The sequence below is a fragment of the Acidimicrobiales bacterium genome (assembly GCA_033344915.1).
In the GTDB taxonomy this organism is placed as follows: domain Bacteria; phylum Actinomycetota; class Acidimicrobiia; order Acidimicrobiales; family Aldehydirespiratoraceae; genus JAJRXC01.
Genome location: JAWPML010000001.1, coordinates 1,322,226 through 1,344,002, shown reverse-complemented (window position 1 = coordinate 1,344,002; position 21,777 = coordinate 1,322,226). Strand labels below are relative to the sequence as shown.

Sequence of the window (21,777 nt, the reverse complement as noted above, 5' to 3'; positions counted from 1 at the left end):
TCATCGGACTGGACCGGGCACCTCGCGCTCGTGTGGACCGTTCGGGCAGGCTACGAACGACGTGCCTGGCCGAATCCAGAGGTGCGAAGTTCCGTACGTGTCGGAGGGGCGACACAAACCCCAAGTACATACATTCCTTGGACCGGCTCCTACGCCGCCGCATGACGTGAAACGCCTAGCCCAGGCTCCGCCGACGGCGGCGGCGATTTCAGAAGCGGATGCTGTTGAGGTGCGTCGAGATGGTCCCTTGCGGACGGCGGGAGCAGGACGAGATCACTCGACGGACAGGGCGTCGAGCGGTGCGAGCGGAACGATCCCGTCGGCCTTCACGGCGAGTTCCGGATCGATCGTGATCAGAGCGTCGGCCTGCAGCTGACAGACGGCGAGGTACTCGGCGTCGAGGATCGTCGCCCAGCCGTGATCACGAGCAATCCTCCACGCGGTACGACGCGACACGCGGTCGCCGAGTAGTCGCATCTTGATCTCGGTCAGGCGCTCGTGTCGCTGGAGCGCTACGTCCTCGGTGATGTCGCCTTGATTCACTGCCGTCAATAGCAGTGACAGCGCCTCAGACCGAATGCGGTTCGGAGCGACGAGTTGATGTGCGCGATGGACGTCGAAGTCGTCAGCAACGAGACGCAAAAGCGTTGGTGCATCGGTCACGTAGCGAGCCACTGGCTCACAATACCCATCTCCGACATCGGGTTCGGATCTCCCGATCGGTTCGAGCATTCTCGAGCGCCGCACCGGGCGCGTCGGTGCCTGATGTGTGGCCAGACCGTGTCCCTGTCGTCGGTCAGGGGTGGTCGAGTGTGTCGTCGTGGCCGGCGGCGAGTCGGGGCCAGTGGTTGAGGGGGCGGCCGTTCGTGCTCCAGTCGCGTTCGGCGTGGGCCCATGGTTTGGGCCATCGGTCGGGTGAGTCTTCCCAGGCTTCTTGGCGCCCGTAGGGGGTGATGTCCCACAGGCTGTGGGTGGGTGACATGAGCTCGACGCCGCGTCCGCCGGTGAAGTAGGTCTCGAAGACGCGGTTGTGCTGGCGGAGGTAGACGACGAGGTAGTGACGTTGCCAGTCGCGTCCTTCGAGGAGTTGTGGTGCGGTGTGTTCGGCGGAGTACCAGGGCATGGTGAGGCCAAGGAAGTTGCGGTAGCGGATGCTCTGGTCGTAGGGGCCTTTGCAGAACACGGCGTAGGTGATGTCGCGGGAGTTGAGGTAGCTGGGTTCGGGGATCTGGCTGTTGAAGAGGGTGCAGCCCTCGCACTGCTCGGCGGCGGGGCGTCCGGGCCACCAGGCGTGGAAGTAGACGATCAGCTGGGTTCGGCCGTCGAATGCGTCGAGGAGCGTGACCGCTCCGTCAGCACCGATCACTTCGATCGAAGCATCGACCTCGACGACGGGGAGCCGACGGCGGGCTGCGGCGATGGCGTCGCCTTCTCGGGTGTGGGCCTTCTCTCGGATGCGGAGTTGTTCGATCTCGGCGAGCCAGGTGTCGCGTTCGACGACGGGCGGCAGGGGCAGGTTGTCGATGCGTATCGGTTCGGGTTGATTGCTCATCGGTGAGTCCTCCTGTCGTTGGGTGGTGGTCAGTCTTCGATCACGTCGAGGCCTCGGGCTCGCAGGTCGGCGAGCCCGTCGAGCATCTGTTGCAGTACGTCGGGTGGGTGTGGTTCCCAGTCGGTGACTTCGCGCACGACGCGCAGCGGGTGACGGGTCCGGTAGGACTGGGTGACGTTGCCCGGGAACTTCTTGTTCGTCAGGTTCGGGTCGTCCTCGTACGGTCCGGTCGGCTCAACCACATAGATGTGCGCGCGGGCGTCTTCATCATCGGCGGCCTGGGCGACAGCGAGTTCGGCTCCCCAGATCGCCGGCTCGATGAGAGCAGCGAAGTAGACGTTGTTCGAGATCCGCCCGTGCTGATAGTTCGACTGGCGACCGGCAACGAGGAGGTCACCGGGCGCGAAGTGGTGCTTGGTGCCGTGGAAGAACGGACCCTTGACGTGCTCGTAGTGATCGAACGTCACCGGCACCCACTCATCGGCGGAGTCTGGCTGACTGACACCCTCGTTCATAGCGGAGGAATATACTCCGTTTAATGCGAGAACCATACCCACAACGAAGGGGCCATCGTCATGCGGGCTGATGCGCGTCGAAACCGCGAACGGCTGCTGGCGGCGGCCGTCGAGTTGGCCTTGGAGATCGGTGGCGAGCCGTCGCGTGATGCGATCGCGCAGCGGGCTGGGGTCGGGATCGGCACCCTCTATCGTCACTTCCCCGATCAACAGGCCCTGTTGCGCGCGGTCGTGGTCGACGTGCTCGACCGCACCATCACGGCCGGCGAGGTCGCCCTCGCCGAGGCGGCGGGTGACGGCACAGCGTTGCGTCGCTATCTGCATGCGGCGATCGACAACGGGGTCGGGGTCGTCAACATCATCCACCCGTTGCTCGACGACACCGACTGGCCCGACCTGACCGAACGTGCCGCCAAGATGACCCGACGACTCCTCCACCACGCACGCGAGGCGTCGACCGTCGGCCCGGCCTTCACCGAAGCGGACATCACCTACACGTCGATCCGGTTCGCCCGACCGTTAGCGATCGGACTCGACTCGGACACCGAGTCGAAGCTGGCGCACCGCCAACTCGACCTCTACCTCGACGGCGCCGAAGCAGCCGCTACGTCGACGACCCATTCAGGGTGAGTCGGTCGGCGAGCGGTCGCAGGTCAGCCATCAGCGGGACGAGTTGCTCCTCGCTGAGCGACGTATAGGCGGGTGCTGCCAACTCGTCGGTCAGCGCCTCGAGGCGCTCCTTGAGTTGGGCACCATCGGCGGTGAGCCACCCATCGCCGCCGACGAGACCACGCTCGCGCATTCTGCCGATCACCCGATCGAGATATCCGGAGTCCAAGTGCCAGAGCCGACCGAACTGCTCGGCCGGGACACCGTCGGCCAGTGTGTGCAATACGTGGGACTCGGTCCCGGATTTTCCGAGGGTGACGAGGGCTGCGACGTGGCCATCGCCGCGATGCTCACGAAGCAGGTTCGCGCCGAACCACAACCGTGCGACCGGCTCGACCGGGACCGGCAACGTCCGCACCGCAGCGAAGAGTGCCCGCCCGGCGTGTGACGCCATGCGGGCTGCTTCGATCAGGGTGTCGCCGGCTCGTTCGATGGACGGCGAGTCGTACGTGTCGCCGAGGAGGCGCCGAAGCGCCGCCACCGAGCCGTCCTGTCGAGCGAGGTTCGCTGCCTCAGGTAGCACCTTGTCCCAGACGCCAGGAATGTGGCGGGCGACCTCGCCATCGGCGAAGTTGTAGAACAACGCATCCACCAACTCCGCCGATGCTGCTCGACCGGCGAAGTATGCGTCCCACGAATCGTCCAAGCCGAGCGCCATCACCGCCGCAGTCGGCTCGTCTTCCATGTAGGTGACGACCGCAATCGGCTCAGTCAGCTCAAACATCCGTCGAGCCAGCTCACCCGACGCGATCACCGCTCGCGTGGCGGGCCCGCCGCCATCCACGGGGTGAACAGCTTCGGCTGACCGTTCGGGTCGAGATTTCCGCGCATCTCCTCGTTCGGTGTGCCGAGCAGCTCTCCGGTCACCGTCGCGGTGTCCATCAACGGCTCCATCAAGTGTCCGATGTTCTCGAAGTGCGCCAACGCCGACTCGGCATCTCGATAGCGCTCGAAAACGATCGCTTCGGACTCATCGGCGTTGAAGAACACCTCGTACTGCAACGTCCCCGGATCCCGGGAGCGCACGATCTCCATCGCCTGCTCCGTCAAACGCTTCCACTCATCGAGCTTGCCGGCCTTGAACACCACCCGAGCAATCCCCTTGATCTCATCCACCTCAGTCACCTCTCAATCTCAGGCTGCCGAACCCGGTCCGGCACCGAACGCTACCATACGATCGTATGGCCGACGACGCCCAAGACAACGCCAGACGGCGCATCGCAGACGCTGCGATCACGGTCATCGCCCGCGACGGCCTCGATGCGCTCAGCATCCGCCGCGTCGCCTCCGAGGCCGGCGTCGCGATCGGAACCGTGCAACACCACTATCCGACCCGCGCCGACCTCGTCGTCGCCACACTCGAACGCACAGCACGACGTCAACAAGCCCGAGCGATGGGCGTTCCGCGCTCGACGACCCTGTTCGACACACTGACCGAACGACTCTTGACGCTGCTGCCACACGACGAAGACAGCCGACAAGAAGCGATCGCGTGGGTTGCACTCGCCGCAGCCGCCGCCCGAGATCCCATCGTCGGACCGATCCAGCGGCGCATCGTGTCCGAGTCGATCCATGGCATCGCCGCACTCCTCACCCAAGCAATCAACGCCGAGGAGCTCCCCTCCGTGTCCGATCCGATCGAGCTGGCGCAACGCCTCGACGTCATCGTCGACGGCTACCTCCTCCACACCACCGCACAGCACCTAACGGCCGACCCGACCACCGAAAGCCGGTTCCGCGAAACCCTCGCAGCGATCGCGGGTTGTCCGACGACCCCCGCGTGAGCCGAGCAGGACCGGCTGGATCGACGAGGATCTCGGACCCTGTCATTTGCAAATCCATTTGCAAACGACACCCCTACCGCCGAGAACCCTCCCTGACCAGGGATTTCATGGTGGTCGAGCAATGGGCGGAATCCTGACGGTCCACCCCTCCGACACCCCACAAAACCGCAGGTCACAGGCCTGCAACTGCATCTGCTCCGACACAACAATGCCCCAGTCACAGCGTTGAAAACGCTCTGACCAGGGCTTATGCCAAACGTGTCGGAGGGGGGACTTGAACCCCCACGCCCTTATCGGGCACTAGCCCCTCAAGCTAGCGCGTCTGCCAATTCCGCCACTCCGACGTGGCCACCCACCGAGGTGGATGCGAAGCGCAATCGTAGCGGCGTGGCCCAGCCGCCACACCCCGGTATCAGCCTTCCGCTGTCAGCGCGACCCGGCTGAGGTCGAGCGTCCCGTCGGCGCGGTGCCGGAGTCCGTCCAATCGTCGTCCGATCGCCACCCGCACCTCGTAGCGGCCGATCGGGAGCAGTAGTCCGTCCTCGATCAGGGCCTGCTCGAGTGCTTCGATGAACAGGGCTCGCTGCGCCGGGTCGGACTCGGCCGCGATGGCCGCCGCGAGCGCGGCCCGAGCCTCAGACTCCGGTCCGAACGCATCGTCCGCTCCCCCCGGTGTCGCCAACTGGAGGACACCGAGTGAGCCGTCGGCTCCGCTGGCGAGCACGATGGGGAACAGCGTCGCCTCGCCCGTCGACACGCGGGCGGCGAACACCGTCGGATCCGACGCCACGATCTCGACCGTCGCCCCTGCGGCCTCGAACTGGTCCGCAGCCAAGCGGGCCAGGGCTTGCAGCTCGCCCCTCGGCACATCGATCGCCACCGAGGTCGACTCCGTGCCGGACTCGGAGGCAGCCGGTGCGAGCCGGGCGGTGAGGCCCGGGACCTCACCGGCGAGAAGGAGGGGTTCGAGTGCGCCGAGGACCCCGAGCCGCTCCGCACGGTCGGCGTGGCGTGCCACGAGCGCCAGTTGGAGCCAGAGCGGCTGACGGACGATGTCGGCGTCGAGCCCGACGCTGGACGTCCCGTCGGCCAGCACTGCCCAGTCGGCGTCGCCGGCGCCGAGCGCACCGCCGGGCCCGTCCGGATGGGTCACGAGTTCGATCTCGGCGACGGCGGCGCCGTCATCCCGAGCCACCAGGAGCGCCGGATCGTCGGTACGGCGGTAGGCGCCGGTGGTGCGCAGCAGACCGTTGTCGCCCGTCCCGGTCACCCCGAACGCGGGCGACGCGAGCACGTCGATGAGCGGCTCGAAGGGCGCGTCCAGCCGGATGACCAGGGTCGACGCATCCGGTGCCGAGATGCCGGCGACGCCGCCGGCGGCGCCCGTCATGCGTTCGTGCCACCCGGTGATCGCCATGAGCGACAGCGCCGACTGGTCGGCCGGCCCACGGGCGGCGACGCGTTCGAGGGAGTGCTTGACGTCGCGGGCGGTGACCACGACGCCCTCGCCGTCGACGAGGCCCGCGGGCAGCACGAACGTCCACACCGTCCGGTCGTCGCTCACGAACCAGTTGTCGGCGAGGATCGGCAGACCCTCGTAGAGCAGGTCCGCAAGGACACGGTTCGTCACCGAGGCGGGACTCGCCTCCGCAGGATCCAGCGACCAGCCGTCGGGCACGGCGAGACGGACGCGGATCGGATCGGCGGCAGCTACCTCACCGTCGGCGTCGCTGGGTACCTCCCGGGCGGCGCCGTCTTCGAAGGACGGCCGCTCCCCTGCGCATGCAGCGGCGAACAGCAGGATCGCGAGGAGGGAGAGCCAGGCACGGCGCATCTGCCTCCATCGGCCGGCCCGACGGCCGATTCAGCCTTGGGTCAGAAGATCAGGGCGTACGAGACCGAGGCGAAGCCGAAGACCAACGCCGCGATCACCGTGATGCGGTCCAGGTTGCGCTCGACGACCGTCGAGCCCGCAGCCGCCGCGCCGGCGCCGCCGCCGAACATGTCGGAGAGGCCGCCGCCCTTGCCGCTGTGGAGCAGCACGAGGAAGACCAACGTCAGGGCCGAGATGACGTGCAGAGAGCCGACGATCCAAATCACGCCGCGAAGGCTAGCGCCCCCCACCGGCTTTTCTGGTCACGAAAGGGTCGGAAAACCCCCCGAAAACCCCCACTACGAGCAATCTCTGGTCAGGAAAGGTTCGCGTCCACCCCACGTCGAACGACCCTTTCCTGACCAGAGATTGCGCGGGTGGGGCGCCGTCACCCCCAGCGCACGACCCTTTCCTGACCAGAGATTGCTCTCGGGGGCGGGCTTGCTCTCGGGGGAGGGCTCCTCGCGGGTCAGGTCTGGTAGAGGCGGAAGTTGACGATGCGGGAGAAGTCGTCGGGGTCGAGGGAGGCGCCGCCGACGAGCGCGCCGTCGATATCGGGCTGGGCCATCAGCTCGGGCGCATTGCCGGGCTTGACGGAGCCGCCGTACTGGATCCGCACCGTCGACGCCGCGTCGGCGCCCCACTGGTCCTTCACGAGCGAACGGATGTGGGCGCACATCTGCTGGGCGTCATCGGACGATGCCGTCTCCCCGGTGCCGATCGCCCAGATCGGCTCGTACGCGATCACGAGCTCCCCGACGACCTCCGCGGTCAGGTTCGCGAGCGAGCCGGCGATCTGTGACGCGACCCTGGACTCGGCCTGACCGGCCTGGCGTTCGTCGAGCGTCTCGCCGCAGCACACGATCGGCGTCATGCCTTCCTTCAGGACGGCGATCGCCTTCGCGTTGACGATCTCGTCGGTCTCGCCGAACAGCTCCCGCCGCTCGGAGTGGCCGACGATCACGTAGGTGACGTCGAGCTTCTGGAGCATCCCCGGCGACACCTCGCCGGTGAAGGCACCCTTCTCCTCCTGGTGCACGTTCTGAGCCCCGAGCGCGATGGGGACGTCGTCGGACTGGAGCACCGTCTGCACGGAGCGCAGATCGGTGAACGGCGGATGCACCGACACGTCGACGTGCTCGTAGTCCTCGGACGACAACGCGTAGGCCAGCTTCTGGACGGTCTGGATCGCCTCGAAGTGGTTGTGGTGCATCTTCCAGTTGCCGCTGATGAGCGGCTTGCGATCAGCCATTGTTCGTCTCAGCCATTGTTCGGAGCTCCTCGTAGGGCCTCCAGCCCCGGCAGGTCACCCTTCTCGATCAACTCGAGCGAGGCTCCCCCACCGGTGGAGACGTGGTCCATGTCCTTCTCGACTCCGAACACCTTGGCCGCCGCGGCACTGTCGCCGCCACCCACCACGGTGAACGCTCGGGTCTGCGCCATCGCGTGGGCGACCGCGCCGGTGCCACCGCCGAAGCGGGGATCCTCGAAAACGCCCATCGGTCCGTTCCACAGCACGGTGCCGGCCTCGTGGATGACGTCGCCGAACTGGGCCGCGGAGCCGGGGCCGATGTCGACGCCCATCCAGCCGTCGGGCAGGTTCGCCCCCATCTGGCGCACCTCGCCGCCGGCCTCGGGCTCGAACAGCTTGCCGCCCGGTCCCATCGCCGTGATGTCGTAGGGCAGATGGATCGTCTTGGGTCCTTCGAGCAGCCGGGCACAGGTGTCGACCATGTCGTCCTCACACAGCGACGCCCCGATGGAGTGGCCCTGTGCCTTGAGGAACGTGAAGCACATGCCGCCGCCGACGATCAGCGAGTCGACCGACTCCAGCAGCGCCTCGATCACGGCGAGCTTGTCGCTCACCTTCGAGCCGCCCATGACCGCCACGAACGGCTTGCGGGGCCCCTCCCGCAGTCCACCGAGCACCTCCACCTCGCGCTGCAGCAGCCGGCCGGCGGCCGACGGCAGATGCTTCGGCGGGCCGACGATGGACGCATGGGCCCGGTGCGACGCGCCGAAGGCGTCGTTCACGTAGGCGTCGTGGCCTCCGATGAGCCGGGCGACGAACGCCTCGTCGTTGGCGGTCTCCCCCGGGTCGAACCGGAGGTTGTCGAGCAGCTCGACCTCCGGCACGAGCTCGGCCAGACGGGCCCGTACCGGTTCGACCGAGAAGGCCGGGTCCGGAACGCCCTTCGGACGCCCGAGATGAGTGCACGCGGTGACCGACGCCCCCTGGTCGAGCAGCCACCGGATGGTCGGCAGCGCGGCGCGAATGCGCAGGTCATCGGTGATCACACCGTCGGCGATCGGCACGTTGAAGTCGGCCCGAAGCAGGACAGACTTCCCGTTCAGATCACCCAGGTCCTCGAGCCGGGGGACGGAGCTCACTTCTTCTTCGCCGCAGCCTTCTTCTTGGCGGCCGGCTTCTTGGCCGGGGCGGCCTTCTTCGGGGCCCGCTTCTTCGCGGGGGCCTTCTTCTTGCCGACGAGCACGGCGAGGTCGACGAGGCGGTTCGAGTAGCCCATCTCGTTGTCGTACCAGCCGAAGATCTTGACGAGGCTCCCCTGGGCCATGGTCAGACCGGAGTCGAACGTGCAGCTCGCCGGCGAGCCGACGATGTCGGACGAAACCAGCGGGTCCTCCGAGTAGACGAGGACGTTGCGCAGCGGGCCGGACGACGCGGCCTTCTTGAACGCGGCGTTGATCTGCTCGACGGTGACGTCCTTCTTGAGGATGCCGGTGAAGTCCGTGATCGAACCGTCCGGGATCGGGACGCGCATCGAGGTGCCGTCCAGCTTGCCCTGCATCTTCTTCATCACGAGCCCGGTCGCACGAGCGGCACCGGTGGACGTGGGCACGATGTTGACGGCCGCGGCGCGAGCCCGGCGGAGATCGCTGTGGGGACCGTCGACGAGGGCCTGGTCGCCCGTGTAGGCGTGGACCGTGGTCATCAGGCCCTGCTTCACGCCGAACGCGTCGTCGAGGACCTTGATCATCGGCACGAAGCAGTTGGTGGTGCACGAGGCGTTGGAGATGATGTGGTGACGGGCCGGGTTGTAGATGTGCTCGTTCACACCCACCACGAACGTCGCGTCACAGTCGCCCGACGGGGCGGAGATGATCACCTTCGGCGCGCCGGCCTTGCGATGGCCCGAGGCGGCTTCCTTCTTCGTGAAGAAGCCGGTGGACTCGATGACCACGTCGACGCCGAGGTCCCCCCACGGAAGGTCCTCCGGGTTCCGCTCGGAGAGCACCTGGAGGACGTCGCCGTCCACGTTGATGCCCTGGCGGGTCGCCTTGATCTTGCCGCCGAAGCTGCCGTGCACGGAGTCGTTGGCCAGCAGATGGGCCATCGTCTCCCGTGAGCCGAGATCGTTGACGGCGACGAAGTCGATGTCGGCGCCCGACGCCTTGGCAGCGCGGAAGAAGTTGCGGCCGATCCGGCCGAAGCCGTTGATACCGACGCGTACGGTCATGTTGGGATCTCCCAGGGTTGAGTACTCGGCCTGTCGGCCATGCCAGATGGAATCACATCGGGCTGCAGAAAGCGACGATCGGCCGCGACGAATCACGGGTCCGGGAACGAAGCCGACACCAGACGATCAGGAACGGACGCCGGTTACCAACTCGGAGACACCCGCGGCCAGCAATGACGGCTCGTGGGCCAGCGTGTCGGGAAGGCGCAGCCCCCGCTGGACGACGAGGTCGCGGTGCGCCGGATCCACGTCCAGGCCGGCGTCCGCCAGCACGACGTCCGGCTGCACGCCATGGGCCCGCACCGCCTCGATGTGGTCCGCCAGCGTGTAGCCGTCCGTCTCCCCGGGCTCGGGGCCGAGGTTGGCGACATAGATGACCAGTGCGTCCGAGGCGTCGATGGCGTGGCGGACGCCGGGGAGCGCGGCGGCGAGCACCGACGTGTAGAGCGATCCAGGGCCGAGGAGGATGACGTCGGCGGCACCGATCGCGGCTTGGACCTCGAGGGGGACCGGCGGGTCCGCCGGCGACACGTGGAGCCGTTGGATGTCCCGGCTGCGCGACACGGCCACCTGGCCCCGCACGACACCTCGCCCGGTGTCGGCGAGCAGATCCACTCGCGAGCGCGACGCCGGCAGGATCCGGCCCCGGGCGCCGACCATCTCCACCGCGGCGTCCATCGCCACGACGGGATCGTCACAGTTCTCCAGCAGTGCGGCGAGGAGCAGGTTGCCGGCGGGGTGCCCGGTGAGCGCACCCTCGTCGAACCGATGGTCCAGTGCGTCTCGGACGAGGCCGGGCGGTGTCAGCGCGGCGAGACACCGGCGCATGTCGCCGGGCGCCATGATGCCGAGTTCGCGACGGAGCCGGCCGCTGGACCCGCCGTCGTCGGCCACGGACACCACGGCGGTGAGCTCGCCGGCGAGGTCCCGCATGGCTTCGAGCGACATCGCGAGACCGTGCCCGCCACCGATCGCGACGATCCGGGGCGCACTCATTTGCCCACATCCCGATGCACGACCGCCGGGGCGTGGCCCAGACCCTCGAGGACCTTCGCCATCCGCTCGGCGATCGCGACCGAACGGTGACGGCCGCCGGTGCACCCGAAGGCGATAGTCAGGTAGGACTTGCCCTCCTGCACGTAGAACGGCATCACGAGGGCCAGGAGGCGTTCGAGCCGGGCCAGGAACGCGCCCGTCACCGGCTGCTCGAGCACGTAGGCCGCCACCGGCTCGTCCATGCCGGTGAGCGGGCGCAGCTCCTCGACCCAGTGCGGGTTCGGCAGGAAGCGGCAGTCGAACACCATGTCGACATCGAGGGGCAGGCCGTGCTTGTAGCCGAACGACGTGACGGTGGTCTGCATCGCGTGCCCCGTCCCGCCGTCGCTGAACGCGTCGACCATCCGGTCACGCAGCTGGTGGACGTTGAGGTCGGTCGTGTCCAGCACGAGGTCGGCCCCGGCCCGGAGGGGTTCGAGCGCGATCCGCTCGGCTTCGATCATCTCGACCAGGGTGCCGCTCTCGTGGGCGCCGAAGGGATGCACCCGTCGGCTCGACTCGTAGCGACGCACCAACACCTCGGTGGAACAGTCGAGGAACACGAGCTGCACGCGGCTGAACTTGGAGCGCAGCACGGCGACGAGCGGCGCCATCTCCTCGTGGTACCGGCCGGAGCCGACCACCAGAGCCATCCGGTCCCCCGCGCTGGACGAGCCGTCGGCCAGCTCCGCGACCTTGGGGATCAGCGCCGGCGGGAGATTGTCCATGACGAACCAGCCGAGGTCCTCGAGATTGTCGGCCGCGACGGTTCGCCCCGCTCCCGACATCCCTGCGATCACCACCAGTTCACTCACGCGTCTCCGATCGTACTTCTCGCCAGTCGGCCGCTCGGTCAGCCGTCTGAGGAACGGCGGTCACCCACCACGCACAGCAATCGAGGGGTCGTGACGACCACGTCCTCCTCGTACTCCGGCGCCTTGGCGAGAAAGCCCGGTGGCGGCGCCGGTTCGAGCAGCCGCACGATGTCGATCCCGGCGTCGATCATGCCGTTCACATAGCGGCTCAGCGGTCGGTGCACGAAGCGCACGAACACGCCCTTCTGCACCTCCTCGACCGTCACGGCCTCACGCAGGTACGGCCCGATCCGCCAATACGTCTCGGGCGGATCGATCATGTGATCGATGATCATCCCGCTGTCGGGGGTCTGGAGGAGCGGATGGTTCAGGAAGAGGACGAAGCGACCGCCGGGCCGCAGCACCCGGGCGACCTCGGCCAGGGATTCGTCGATCGCGTCGACGTGCTCGAAGACGAGGCAGACGACGACGGCGTCCATGGAAGCGTCTGCGATCGGGAGCGCGTCCGACCCGGCCAGCCCGTAGACCGGCCCACCGCCACGGCCGACCGCGACGTCGATCTGTGAAGGCGTGGGGTCCAGTCCGACCACCTCGGCCCCGTCGGCGGCCAGGGCGCGGGCGATCTGGCCTTCCCCGGTGCCGATGTCGAGGACCCGGGCCCGGGCGTGCAGGTGCTCGCGAGCGAGCGGGATGATCTGCTCGACGTATTCGGGGTCCACGCCGTCGGTGAACTCCCGTTGCCACCAGTCGGCGTGCTCGTCCCAGCGCGGCTCCGTCACCCGCCCAGCATGCCCGGATGTCTCACCGATCCGTGACGGAAGGCGTCAGGTCAGAGGTCGATGCGGACGACGGACTGTTCGCCTTGCATGGCGATCCAGAGCGCGCCGGCGGCGAAGTCGATGCCGGTCGGGCCGCCGCCGGCGATGGCGCCGCCGAGCGGCGTCACGGACTGGATCCGCCCGCTGGCCGCGTCGATCTGCACGAGCGTGCCGTCGTCGCTCACCGTCACCCAGGCCGAGCCCTGGACGGAGACGACCTCGGCGGGTCCCTCGCCGACCGCGACGGTCATGACGACCTCAGCGGTCTCGGGGTCGACCTTGGCCACGGTGCCCTCGTCGTTGTTGGTGACCCACAGATGCGTGGCGTCGCCGCCGATACCCACCGGGCCGGCCCCGACCACGATGCGCTCGTTGGTGTCGAGGCTGCTGCGGGTCAGGCGAACCAGCTCGCCGGTGTCGAAGATGGTGACCCACAGCCCGTGCGGGCCGTTGTAGACCGCGGTGGGGCTGCCACCGACGTCGACCTGCGTGACGATCTCGCCGGTGACCGGGTCGATCTTCGCCACGAAGCCCTCGTCGAACGAGGCGACCACGATGAAGTCGCCGACCTTGGCGATGCCGTCGGGGCCGGGGAACGGGAAGGTCGCCTGCACGGTGTTCGTGCCCGGGTCGACCTGGATGATCTGGTTGTCCTGGTAGTTCGTGATCCACACCGAGGACTGGGTGCGCATCACCCGGTTCGCCGAATCGGCGATGTTGCCGTTGGCGGTGACCTGGTTGCGGTCCGGGTCGATCAGCGACAGGCCGCCGAAGCCACCGACCACGGCGATGCTGTCGTTGCGGGCGCTGATGAAGTTCGCATCGGCACCGACCACGATCCGCCGCATGGCGTCGCCGGGCAGGGCCGGCGGCGGACGCGTCTCGAGATCTTCCACGACCGCCTCGAGACTGGCGACCGTCGCGTTGGCGTCGGCGAGCTCCGCCTCGAGTCCGGCGGCCGCGCCGTCGACCGGCGTCTCCGTGCCGTCGACGGGGTCGGGATCGACCGTTCCGTCGCCGCCGCCGTCGTCAGCGGTCACCGCCAGCGGGGCGTCGTCACCGCCGGCGGACTGCCAGAGCACGAGGAGAAGGAGGATGACGAGGCCGGCCGCGCCGAGCCCGGCCAGGAAGACTTTGCGGGGCAACGTGACGGTGTTCGAACCGCCTGTGGCCACGGGGTGGGCCTCGACGGTGGCGGGCGCCGCGCCGTCGTCGGCCGGTTCGTCGATCTCGGGGGCGATCAACGGGTCGCTGAGGTCGTCCGCGTTGATCTCGTTCTGGGGTGGCGCAGGCACCACCGGTGCGTCGATCGCGCTCGGCGACCAGACGTCGTCCACGTCACTCGCGTCCACACTGAACGGCTCGTCGGCGAGTGCGTCGATCGGCTCGAGCTCTTCGGTGATGGTGGGCGCTTCGGGAACGACGCGTGACGGCTCGACCGGCGGAAGTGGCTCCGACGCCGGTGCCTCGAACGGGCGCAGAACGCCCTCGTTGGCCTCGTTCGTGTCGCCGGTGTTCGGTGTGTCGCTCATGCCAGACTCCTCGACCCGCGAGATCTCAACCTACTCGGCACCCTCCACGGGCGGTGGGAGCCGACGTCGCGTGTCCGTCCCGGATGAACCCACCCGGTGCAGTGCGCGAAAAACGTTCTCTGCTACCTCGTCGGGCAACCAGGACAGCTTCTTGAGGTCCTCGAGTTCGGCACGCTTGACCGCGTTGACGCCGCCCAGCTCCTTGGCGAGCCGCTTCTTGCGGGCCGGGCCCAGCCCTTCGATGCCGTCGAGTGCGGATTTCGTCATCCGTTTGTCCCGCAGCTGGCGGTGGAACGTGATGGCGAAGCGGTGGCTCTCGTCGCGGATGCGCTGGAGGAGGTAGAGCGCCTCGGACTGTCGGGGAAGGCGGATCGACTCGCTGCGCCCGGGCACGAACACCTCCTCGAACTGCTTCGCGAGCGAGACGACGGGGATCTCGTCGCGCAGCCCGAGCTCGTCCAGCACGCGGGTGGCGACGCTCAGCTGCCCCTTGCCGCCGTCCACGACGAGCAGCTGCGGCGGATACGAGAACCGACCCTCGCGCTCCTCCACCGGCACCTTGCGCTCCCGCAGGTAGGCGGTGAACCGGCGGGTGAGCACCTCCTCCATGGCCGCGAAGTCGTCGTTGCCCGGCACCGTCTGGATCTTGAAGCGGCGGTAGTCGGACTTCTTCGGCAGGCCGTCCTCCATCACCACCATCGAGCCGACATAGTCCGACCCCTGGATGTGGCTCATGTCGTAGCACTCGATCCGCAGGGGCGCGAGCGGCAGATCCAGGTGCTCCTGGAGTTCGTTGAGCGCCCGCGCCCGGCTGTTGTGGTCGTTGGTCCGCTTGAGGCGGTGCCGATTGAAGGACTCCTGGGCGTTCTGGGTGACCGTCTCCTGGAGCTTGCGCTTGTCGCCCCGCTGGGGCACCCGGATCTGCACCTTCGACTCGCGCGCCTCGGTCAGCCACTCCTCGTACAACGCCGGATCGCTCGGAAGCTCCGGGACGAGCACCTCCTTCGGCGACCCGACCGGATTGTCCTCGAAGTAGAGGCGCTCGAGCACCCGGCTCACCAGCTCCGGCCCGTCGAGCTCCTCGGCCTTGTCGACCACGAAGCCGCGCCGTCCCATCACCCGGCCCTTGCGCACGTAGAACACCTGGACGGCCGTCTCCAGCTCGTCGCCGTGGAGCCCGATCACGTCGACGTCCTCGTTGCGGGCGAAGACCATCTGCTGCTTCTCGATCGCCTTGCGCACCGCCGTGAGCCGATCCCGCAGATGCGCCGCGAGTTCGAACTCGAGATCCTCCGAGGCCGTCTGCATCTGCGCTTCGAGCTTGGCGACGATCTCGTCGGTGTCACCCTCGAGGAACGAGATCAGCTCCTCGACCATCTCGTCGTAGGCCGGCTTCTCGATCTCCCCCACGCAGGGCCCGGCGCACTTCTCGATGTGGAACAGCAGGCACGGCTTGCCGAGCTTCTCGTGGTGCCGGAACTTGTTGTCCGTGCACGTGCGGATCGGGAAGGTCCGCAGCAGCAGATCGAGCGTGTCGCGGATCGCGTACGCCTGCCCGTAGGGCCCGAAGTAGCGGTTCCCCTTCTTGCGCTTGCCCCGCATCACCATCGCCCGCGGCCACTCGTCGACCGTCGTCAGGCACAGGAACGGGTAGGACTTGTCGTCGGTGTAGCGCACGTTGAAACGCGGCTTGTGGCGCTGGATCAAGGAGAACTCGAGCATCAGCGCCTCGACCTCGTTGGCCACCTGGATCCACTCGACCGACTCGGCGGTCTCCACCATCTGCCGGGTGCGGGTGGGGAGGTTCCGCGGGTTCTGGAAGTAGTTGGACAGGCGCGACCGCAGGCTCTTCGCCTTGCCGACGTAGATCACGCGGCCTTCGGCGTCCTTGAACTGATACGAGCCGGGCGTGTCGGGGATCGACCCGGCCGGCGGGCGCTGCACCATGCGGCCACTCTAGGGGCGCGGGTGTATCGGCCCGGACTGGGCCAAAAGCCTCAGTCGCCTGCCGCCGAGGCCGATGGGAACGCCATCATGGCTCCGATCCTCCTTCTCGCGTCCGAACGGTCGGGCACGAACCTCCTGCGGGTGATGTTCGACCGCCACTCGGACGTGTCCGGACCGCCCGCGCCGCACCTGCTGCGGACGCTCACCCCGCTCGCCGCGGCCTACGGCGACCTGACCGACGACGAGCGGGCCCGGGCCGTCGTGCGCGACGTGCTCGAACTGTGCCGGACGAACACCGGACCGTGGACCCGACCCCACGACGAGGCCCGGATCGTGGCCTCGGCCCACGGGCGCACCATCCCCGGCCTGGTCGCAGCGACGTACGCGGCCGAAGCGGCAGCCGATGGCGCCCACGACTGGTTCTGCAAGGAGAACGAACTCTGGCGCTTCGCCGACGAGCTCGCCGAGATTCCCGGCGCTCGGGTCATCCATCTCCATCGTGACGGACGCGACGCCGCCCTCAGCTACCGCAAGAGCGGTCGCGTCGCCCACACCTGGCCCCGTCTCGCCGACAAGTGGCGGGCCGAGCAGGAGGCGTGCCTCGACACCATGGAGCGGCTCACGGGCGCCGTGCCCACGACGACGATCGCCTACGAGGCACTCACCGCGGATCCGGAGGGCACGCTGCGGGCCGCCTGCGCGGCGATCGACCTTCCCTTCCAGGACGCGATGACCGCGCCCGAGCAGAGTGCCCGGGCGCGCGAGGACGCCACCCGGCTCGAGATGTGGCGCAACCTCGACAAGCCCGTGAACGCCGACAACAGCGAGAAGTGGCGCCACGAAGCGGCCGAGGCCGATGTCGAACGATTCGAGCGCCGGGCCGGCGACATGCTGCTCCGGCTCGGCTACCGACCCGCCTTCGCGGACGGCGTGCGCCGTCCGCTGCGGCCCCTCGAACGCGTCGTCGACACGACGACCTATGCCCGAGAACGGGTCCGAGTCATGCTGCGCTCCGACGATGCCGCCCGCGACGATCGCCGGGCGGCGATGCGGCGCATCACGAAGCGGGCCGGCGCGTCCGCAGGGGTCTGAGATGGCCGACCTGACGCCTCGCACCGTGTTCCACGAATCGTGGTGGCTCGACGCCGTCGCCCCCGACTCCTGGGACGAGGTCACCGTCGACGGCGACCAGGGGCCCGTCGGCCGTTGGCGCTTCGCCCGGCGGCGACGCTTCGGTCTCACCCAACTCGGCGCCCCGCCGCTCACGCCCTACCTCGGTCCCGAGATCGCGCCCGGCGAGGGGAAGCGCACCAAGCTGCTGAGCCGGGATCACGACCTCAAGCAGGAGCTGATCGCCGCACTCCCCCGCCACGACATGCTGCTCTTCGGGTCACCGCCCGACGATCTCAACCATCTTCCCTTCGGCTGGGCCGGCTTCGACGTCCGGCCCCGCGTGACCTACGAGCTCCGGGAGCTGCACGACCAGGAGGCCCGCTGGAAGGACTGCAGCGAGTCCACCCGCCGGGCCATCCGCAAGGCCGAGAAGCGCCTCACCGTCGTGAGCCGCGGCGATGCCGGTGAACTGCATCGGATGATGAGCGCGACGTTCGAGCGCCAGGACCGCCGCGCCCCGGTCGACGAAGCCCTGCTCCACCGCGTCGTGCGCGAAAGCACCGAGCGGGGCCAGGGCATGACGCTCAGCGCGCTCGACGACGACGGGCGGCTGCATGCCTCCGTCCTCCTCGCCTGGGACGACGACCGGACCTACTACCTCGGCGGCGGCGCCGACCCGGACCTGCGCTCCTCCGGCGCCCAGAGCCTCCTGCTGTGGGAGGCGATCAAGCACGCGGCCACGACGAGCCGGGTCTTCGACTTCGAAGGATCCATGGTTCCCGGCATCGAGCGGTTCTTCCGCGGATTCGGCGCCCACCAGCAGATCTGGTTCCAGTACCTCCACTTCGGCCGAGTGGCCGGCGCCGGCTACCGCGCCGTCGAGGCCGCCCGACACCTGGCGGGCCGGTGAGCCGCGTCGCGCTCGTCGTCCCCGACGAGTACGCGACCGTCGCGCCGCGCGTGCGGTTCGCGGCCGGGATCTGGGCGCTCGCCCACGGGCACGAGATCGTCGCGCCGACTGGGGCCGACCACGTCCTGACCTACGGCTCGCCGCTCCTGCCGGCGACGCCGCGCTGGCGCCCCCTCGCCGTGCCCGCCCCCCAGCCGACGATGTGGGACGGACTCCCCCTCCACCACCCGCAGACGGCGCACGGTCCCGATCTGCTCGCCGAGATCTTCGAGTGGGCATCGTCGGCCCACGAGGCGGCGACCGAGCGAGGCGACGACGTCGGCCGCGTCCCGTCCGCGGACACTCTCGCGGTTCGTGCGGCCCTCTCCCCGGTCGTCCCCTGGGGGTCTCGCCTCGTCGACGCGCTGCAACGGCAGCTCGCCGATGCGCTCGGGATCGTCTCCGCCCCGTCCACCCTCGGCGGCGGCCGCCGGCTCATCGGTGCGTCGCACGACGTCGACTTCCTCCCGACATCGCGACGCGACACGGCGCGCCGCCTCGCGGTGTGGGCGGCTGCGGCCACGACGCGCTTTCGCGCGCCGGGCCATGCGGCCCGGCTCCTCACCGCCGGCGCCGCACGCGCCGCGAGCGGCCGACTCGATCGCGGGATCGAACGGGTCGCCCGCCGCGAACACGACCGCGGGATCCGGGCCACCTACACCTGGCTGGTCCGCGACGAGCACCCCCGCGATGCCCGCTACGTCGCGGCCGGCCCGGCGTTCACCGGGCGGCTGAACCGCATCGCCGCCTTCGGTCACGAACACGCCGTGCACGGCAGCTACACCTCCCTGGAGGCCCGCGGGCGTTTGGCCGAGGAATACGACCGGCTGCGCTCGACCGTCCCCGACCTCTGCGGCAGCCGTCAGCACTGGCTGCGTTATGGGTCCACCACCGAGCTCATCGGGGCCCTCGAGGATGCCGGCGCTCGTTACGACGCCTCGGCCGGCTTCTCGGACCGCATCGGCTTCCGCACGGGCATCGCCCACCCGCATCCGCTCTACGACCTCGACCGCGACACCGTGAGCCCGGTGATCGAGATCCCCACTCCGATCATGGACGTGGCCGTCGCCGACCGCAGCACGACCTGCCCGGCGTGGCGCGAGGAGTGCGAGGCGGTGCTGGACGCCGTCGACGAGCACGGGCTCGGCGGCGTGTCCGTGCTCTGGCACGACCCCGTGTTGCAGGGCTTCCAACTCCCCCGCCGCTTCGCAGACCTCTACTGGGAACTCCACGATCCCGACCGCCACGACTGGGTGACCCTGGCCGAGATCGAGACCGCGGTTCGCGGCCGACTCGCCGCGTGCGGCCTCGCGGCCGACACGGAACGGGTCACGCCCCCGCCCACACACCCTTCGCCGGTCGCAGCCGGTTGAACATCCGGGTGCGCCGGAGGCCGAGCTCGGCCCGGTGGACGGCCCCGGCCGACACCGCCCGAGCCCGCGCCGCGCGCCGCTGAACCGCGGACACCGGGTAGTCGGACAGGGCATAGCCGGCGCCCCGGAGTTCGGCGCCGGCGACGGACTCGACGAGACGCACGTCCGCGGGCGCCATCTGGGTCCAGTTGCGCACTCCGGCCGCCGCAGGGCCGGCGAGCTTCTGCTTCGTCGCGGCCGGCTGACGGCGGGGTCGCGTCTTCATGTGGGTGGCGAAGTCGAGCATGCGCTCGTCGTAGTCCAGCTCGACGAACGCGCTGATCGCCTGGAGGGTCCCGGCCGGGTCGGCGGCGAGGTCCTCGTAGCGGAATGTCCGGAGCTGCTCCGGCCCGACGACGGCACTCGCGGCGTCGACCGCACGGATCACCCGCCGCCAGTAGGACGCCGCCGCGGCGAGGCCGCGGGGACCGAAGTCCGTCTCTGCGTAGCTCGCGGCGACGTCGCGACCGTCGCGCACGAGGTGCACGAAGCGGGCGTCCGGGAAGAGCTGATGCAGCTCGGGCACGCACAGGGCGTACATCGGCGTCTTGTCGAACGGCCGCGTCGCCCCCTGCTCCCGGGCAAAGACGTCGTAGACGGCGCGACAGGCGGCGCCCAGGTCGGCCGGTTCCGCCGCCCGCACCGCGTCCGCGACCATCTCGGGATCGAGCTCCCAGCGGCGGAAACGCACATCGGGGAGCAGATCGTCGAGGAATCGCTCGACGTCGAAGCCCGTCGCGCCGACGTAGCCGTCCCGGCGGCGCCGCATGGTGTCGATGAAGTAGGACTCGCGAGGGATCGCGACCTCCGGATGGCTGTCCAGCATCGACCGCAGCATGGTCGTGCCGGACCGACCGCACCCGACGATGAAGACGAAGGGCGCGTTCATGCGAGCGCCCCCTGTGCCGCATCCGGGGCGGTGGGGGCCTCCCGCACATGCCCCGGCGTCCGCGCCTCGTCCGGGTCGGCCGCTCGCCAGACCATCGCGAGCAGGAGCAGGTAGCCGACGGTCGCGGCGCCGCTGTAGAGCGCCACCGTCGCGCCCGGTGACGCGTCCACGACCAGCGCAAAGCCGAAGGAACCGAGCACGACGACCAGGCGCATGAGCTCGCGGTAGAGCTGGAGGTCCTGACGCTCGGTGACGGCGAAGGTGGGGGTGAACGACGTCGACACGAGGCCGGCGATCGCCATCGGCACGAGGTAGGTCGCGTAGCGGCCGGCCTCACGCCAGGACTCGCCGAGGGCGACGGCGAAGATCTGCGGCGCGAACAGGACGCCGATCAGGGCCGGCAGCGCGGCCACGAGCAGCAGATTGCGGGACAGCCCCGCGATGATGCGCCGCAGCGCGGCGGGTTCGGTGGCCCACACCCGGGCCGCCCGGTGCACGTAGACCTGGCTCATGCTCTGGGTGATGACGCTGACCGGGCGATACGTGATCCGCGAGGCGAGGAGGAAGAGGCCGGCGATCTTCGGGTCGTGGATCGCCGCGATCGCCGCCGGCGCGATCTCCGTCGAGATCCGGTTCGCGACGACCGACCACGACATGATCAGCGGGAAGCGGCGGTAGCGGGACACGACCTCGCCCAGCGACGGCGTCCCGGGCGGGAGGCCACCGGTTCGGATCAGGCGGAAGAGCAGAAAGGCGCTCGCGACGCTCCAGGCGATGATCGGGACGAAGAGCAGACCGACGGCGCCGGCCCCCATGAGGCCGGCCACGATCTGGCCACCGGCGAGTCCGACGCCCTGGAGGAGCCGGGCGACCGAGATGACACCGAACGAACCGATGCGGGTGTTCCAGGTGACGAGGGTCTGGAAGGCACTGGCCACGAAGACCGTGGGCCCGATCAGCCAGACCCAGGACGCCACGCCGCCGATACCCATCGCGTCGCCGAGGACCGGGCCGAACACGGCGCCGACCAGCGCCACGACCAGGCCGATCGCGGCTGCGGTGCGAAGGGCGATCGTCGTCAGCGACGACGCGACGTCCTCCCGCTCGGGAACCGGGATTGCCGCGTCGAAGCGCAGTGCGGCCATCGCGTAGAGGATCGTCACCGCCGCGAGGAACACCGCAAAGGTGCCGAGCTCGGACGGATCGAAGAGCCGGCTCGTCACCGGAAGGACGGCGACGGCGAGGACCTGGCCACCGGCGCTGCCCCCCATCAGGACGCCGACATCACGAATCCAACCGCGGCGGCCCGCATCCCTCACGTTTTCCACGTTCTTCCATCGGCAATTCGCCGCACGGCGATGAGCCAATCCCCGCTAATTGTCGGGCCGGGCCCGC

At 69.1% G+C, this 21,777-nt stretch carries 22 protein-coding genes and 1 tRNA gene; 5 read left to right on the top strand and 18 right to left on the bottom strand.

The genetic code is table 11. The annotated features are described in order from the left end of the window. Positions 1–273 precede the first annotated feature (273 nt). The 3 genes from R8F63_06415 to arr all read right to left on the bottom strand — a co-directional run bounded on the left by R8F63_06415 (position 274) and on the right by arr (position 2,067). Positions 274–675: a hypothetical protein gene (locus tag R8F63_06415; GenBank protein MDW3218229.1), complete on the bottom strand. Its 402-nt coding sequence runs from the start codon at positions 673–675 to the stop codon at positions 274–276. A 121-nt stretch (positions 676–796) separates the two neighbouring features. Continuing rightward, positions 797–1,552 carry a DUF899 family protein gene (locus R8F63_06410; GenBank protein ID MDW3218228.1) on the bottom strand — a complete coding sequence of 252 codons (756 nt, stop codon included), beginning with the start codon at positions 1,550–1,552 and terminating at the stop codon, positions 797–799. Between the two features lie 29 nt (positions 1,553–1,581). Next, positions 1,582–2,067: an NAD(+)--rifampin ADP-ribosyltransferase gene (arr, locus tag R8F63_06405; protein ID MDW3218227.1), complete on the bottom strand. Its 486-nt coding sequence runs from the start codon at positions 2,065–2,067 to the stop codon at positions 1,582–1,584. A gap of 60 nt (positions 2,068–2,127) precedes the next feature. Between arr and R8F63_06400 the strand changes: the two genes are divergently transcribed. Then, entirely contained in the window at positions 2,128–2,697 is a 570-nt protein-coding gene (locus R8F63_06400; protein ID MDW3218226.1) for a helix-turn-helix domain-containing protein, read from the top strand. Here R8F63_06400 and R8F63_06395 read toward each other — a convergent pair. Beyond that, positions 2,672–3,460, bottom strand: a complete 789-nt coding sequence (locus R8F63_06395) for a hypothetical protein (protein MDW3218225.1) — start codon at positions 3,458–3,460, stop codon at positions 2,672–2,674. The two genes, R8F63_06400 and R8F63_06395, sit on opposite strands and share 26 nt — an antisense overlap. A gap of 26 nt (positions 3,461–3,486) precedes the next feature. Beyond that, complete coding sequence (locus R8F63_06390; GenBank protein MDW3218224.1) at positions 3,487–3,861, bottom strand: antibiotic biosynthesis monooxygenase; 375 nt, start codon at positions 3,859–3,861, stop codon at positions 3,487–3,489. Between the two features lie 56 nt (positions 3,862–3,917). On the opposite strand from R8F63_06390, the gene R8F63_06385 reads away from it, so the two are divergent. Next, the gene (locus R8F63_06385) at positions 3,918–4,520 is read left to right on the top strand and encodes a TetR/AcrR family transcriptional regulator (GenBank protein ID MDW3218223.1); all 603 of its coding nucleotides are present in this window, start codon (positions 3,918–3,920) and stop codon (positions 4,518–4,520) included. Positions 4,521–4,779: 259 nt separating this feature from the next. Here the strand turns inward: R8F63_06385 and R8F63_06380 are convergent. From R8F63_06380 to uvrC, 11 genes are all read right to left on the bottom strand, one after another. Then, positions 4,780–4,864, bottom strand: a tRNA-Leu gene (locus tag R8F63_06380). Positions 4,865–4,932: 68 nt separating this feature from the next. After that, positions 4,933–6,354: an ABC transporter substrate-binding protein gene (locus R8F63_06375; GenBank protein MDW3218222.1), complete on the bottom strand. Its 1,422-nt coding sequence runs from the start codon at positions 6,352–6,354 to the stop codon at positions 4,933–4,935. 41 nt (positions 6,355–6,395) lie between these two features. Next, entirely contained in the window at positions 6,396–6,620 is a 225-nt protein-coding gene (gene secG, locus R8F63_06370) for a preprotein translocase subunit SecG (GenBank protein MDW3218221.1), read from the bottom strand. 242 nt (positions 6,621–6,862) lie between these two features. Next, positions 6,863–7,645: a triose-phosphate isomerase gene (tpiA, locus tag R8F63_06365; GenBank protein MDW3218220.1), complete on the bottom strand. Its 783-nt coding sequence runs from the start codon at positions 7,643–7,645 to the stop codon at positions 6,863–6,865. An 8-nt stretch (positions 7,646–7,653) separates the two neighbouring features. Beyond that, a complete protein-coding gene (locus R8F63_06360) occupies positions 7,654–8,784 on the bottom strand; it encodes a phosphoglycerate kinase (GenBank protein MDW3218219.1) in 1,131 nt (376 codons plus the stop codon). After that, a complete protein-coding gene (gap, locus tag R8F63_06355; protein MDW3218218.1) occupies positions 8,781–9,872 on the bottom strand; it encodes a type I glyceraldehyde-3-phosphate dehydrogenase in 1,092 nt (363 codons plus the stop codon). Before gap ends, R8F63_06360 begins: the two co-directional genes overlap by 4 nt. A gap of 126 nt (positions 9,873–9,998) precedes the next feature. After that, positions 9,999–10,868 carry a uridine diphosphate-N-acetylglucosamine-binding protein YvcK gene (yvcK, locus tag R8F63_06350; GenBank protein MDW3218217.1) on the bottom strand — a complete coding sequence of 290 codons (870 nt, stop codon included), beginning with the start codon at positions 10,866–10,868 and terminating at the stop codon, positions 9,999–10,001. After that, positions 10,865–11,722: an RNase adapter RapZ gene (gene rapZ / locus R8F63_06345; protein ID MDW3218216.1), complete on the bottom strand. Its 858-nt coding sequence runs from the start codon at positions 11,720–11,722 to the stop codon at positions 10,865–10,867. Before rapZ ends, yvcK begins: the two co-directional genes overlap by 4 nt. Before the next feature lie 38 nt (positions 11,723–11,760). Then, on the bottom strand, positions 11,761–12,501 hold the full coding sequence (locus R8F63_06340) for a class I SAM-dependent methyltransferase (GenBank protein ID MDW3218215.1): 741 nt from the start codon (positions 12,499–12,501) through the stop codon (positions 11,761–11,763). A 50-nt stretch (positions 12,502–12,551) separates the two neighbouring features. Then, entirely contained in the window at positions 12,552–14,072 is a 1,521-nt protein-coding gene (locus tag R8F63_06335) for a hypothetical protein (protein MDW3218214.1), read from the bottom strand. Between the two features lie 30 nt (positions 14,073–14,102). Then, on the bottom strand, positions 14,103–16,019 hold the full coding sequence (gene uvrC, locus R8F63_06330; GenBank protein MDW3218213.1) for an excinuclease ABC subunit UvrC: 1,917 nt from the start codon (positions 16,017–16,019) through the stop codon (positions 14,103–14,105). 87 nt (positions 16,020–16,106) lie between these two features. On the opposite strand from uvrC, the gene R8F63_06325 reads away from it, so the two are divergent. Genes R8F63_06325 through R8F63_06315 form a run of 3 tightly spaced genes read left to right on the top strand, consistent with a single transcriptional unit; the run spans position 16,107 to position 19,454 of the window. Continuing rightward, positions 16,107–17,111, top strand: coding sequence for a sulfotransferase (locus R8F63_06325; GenBank protein MDW3218212.1), 1,005 nt, complete (start codon positions 16,107–16,109; stop codon positions 17,109–17,111). A gap of 1 nt (position 17,112) precedes the next feature. Further along, complete coding sequence (locus R8F63_06320; GenBank protein MDW3218211.1) at positions 17,113–18,042, top strand: GNAT family N-acetyltransferase; 930 nt, start codon at positions 17,113–17,115, stop codon at positions 18,040–18,042. Beyond that, a complete protein-coding gene (locus R8F63_06315) occupies positions 18,039–19,454 on the top strand; it encodes a hypothetical protein (protein ID MDW3218210.1) in 1,416 nt (471 codons plus the stop codon). The genes R8F63_06320 and R8F63_06315 overlap by 4 nt, the downstream gene beginning before the upstream one ends. Here R8F63_06315 and R8F63_06310 read toward each other — a convergent pair. Beyond that, positions 19,411–20,382: a sulfotransferase gene (locus R8F63_06310; GenBank protein ID MDW3218209.1), complete on the bottom strand. Its 972-nt coding sequence runs from the start codon at positions 20,380–20,382 to the stop codon at positions 19,411–19,413. The two genes, R8F63_06315 and R8F63_06310, sit on opposite strands and share 44 nt — an antisense overlap. Further along, entirely contained in the window at positions 20,379–21,710 is a 1,332-nt protein-coding gene (locus tag R8F63_06305; GenBank protein ID MDW3218208.1) for a lipopolysaccharide biosynthesis protein, read from the bottom strand. The genes R8F63_06310 and R8F63_06305 overlap by 4 nt, the downstream gene beginning before the upstream one ends. Positions 21,711–21,777: the final 67 nt, after the last annotated feature.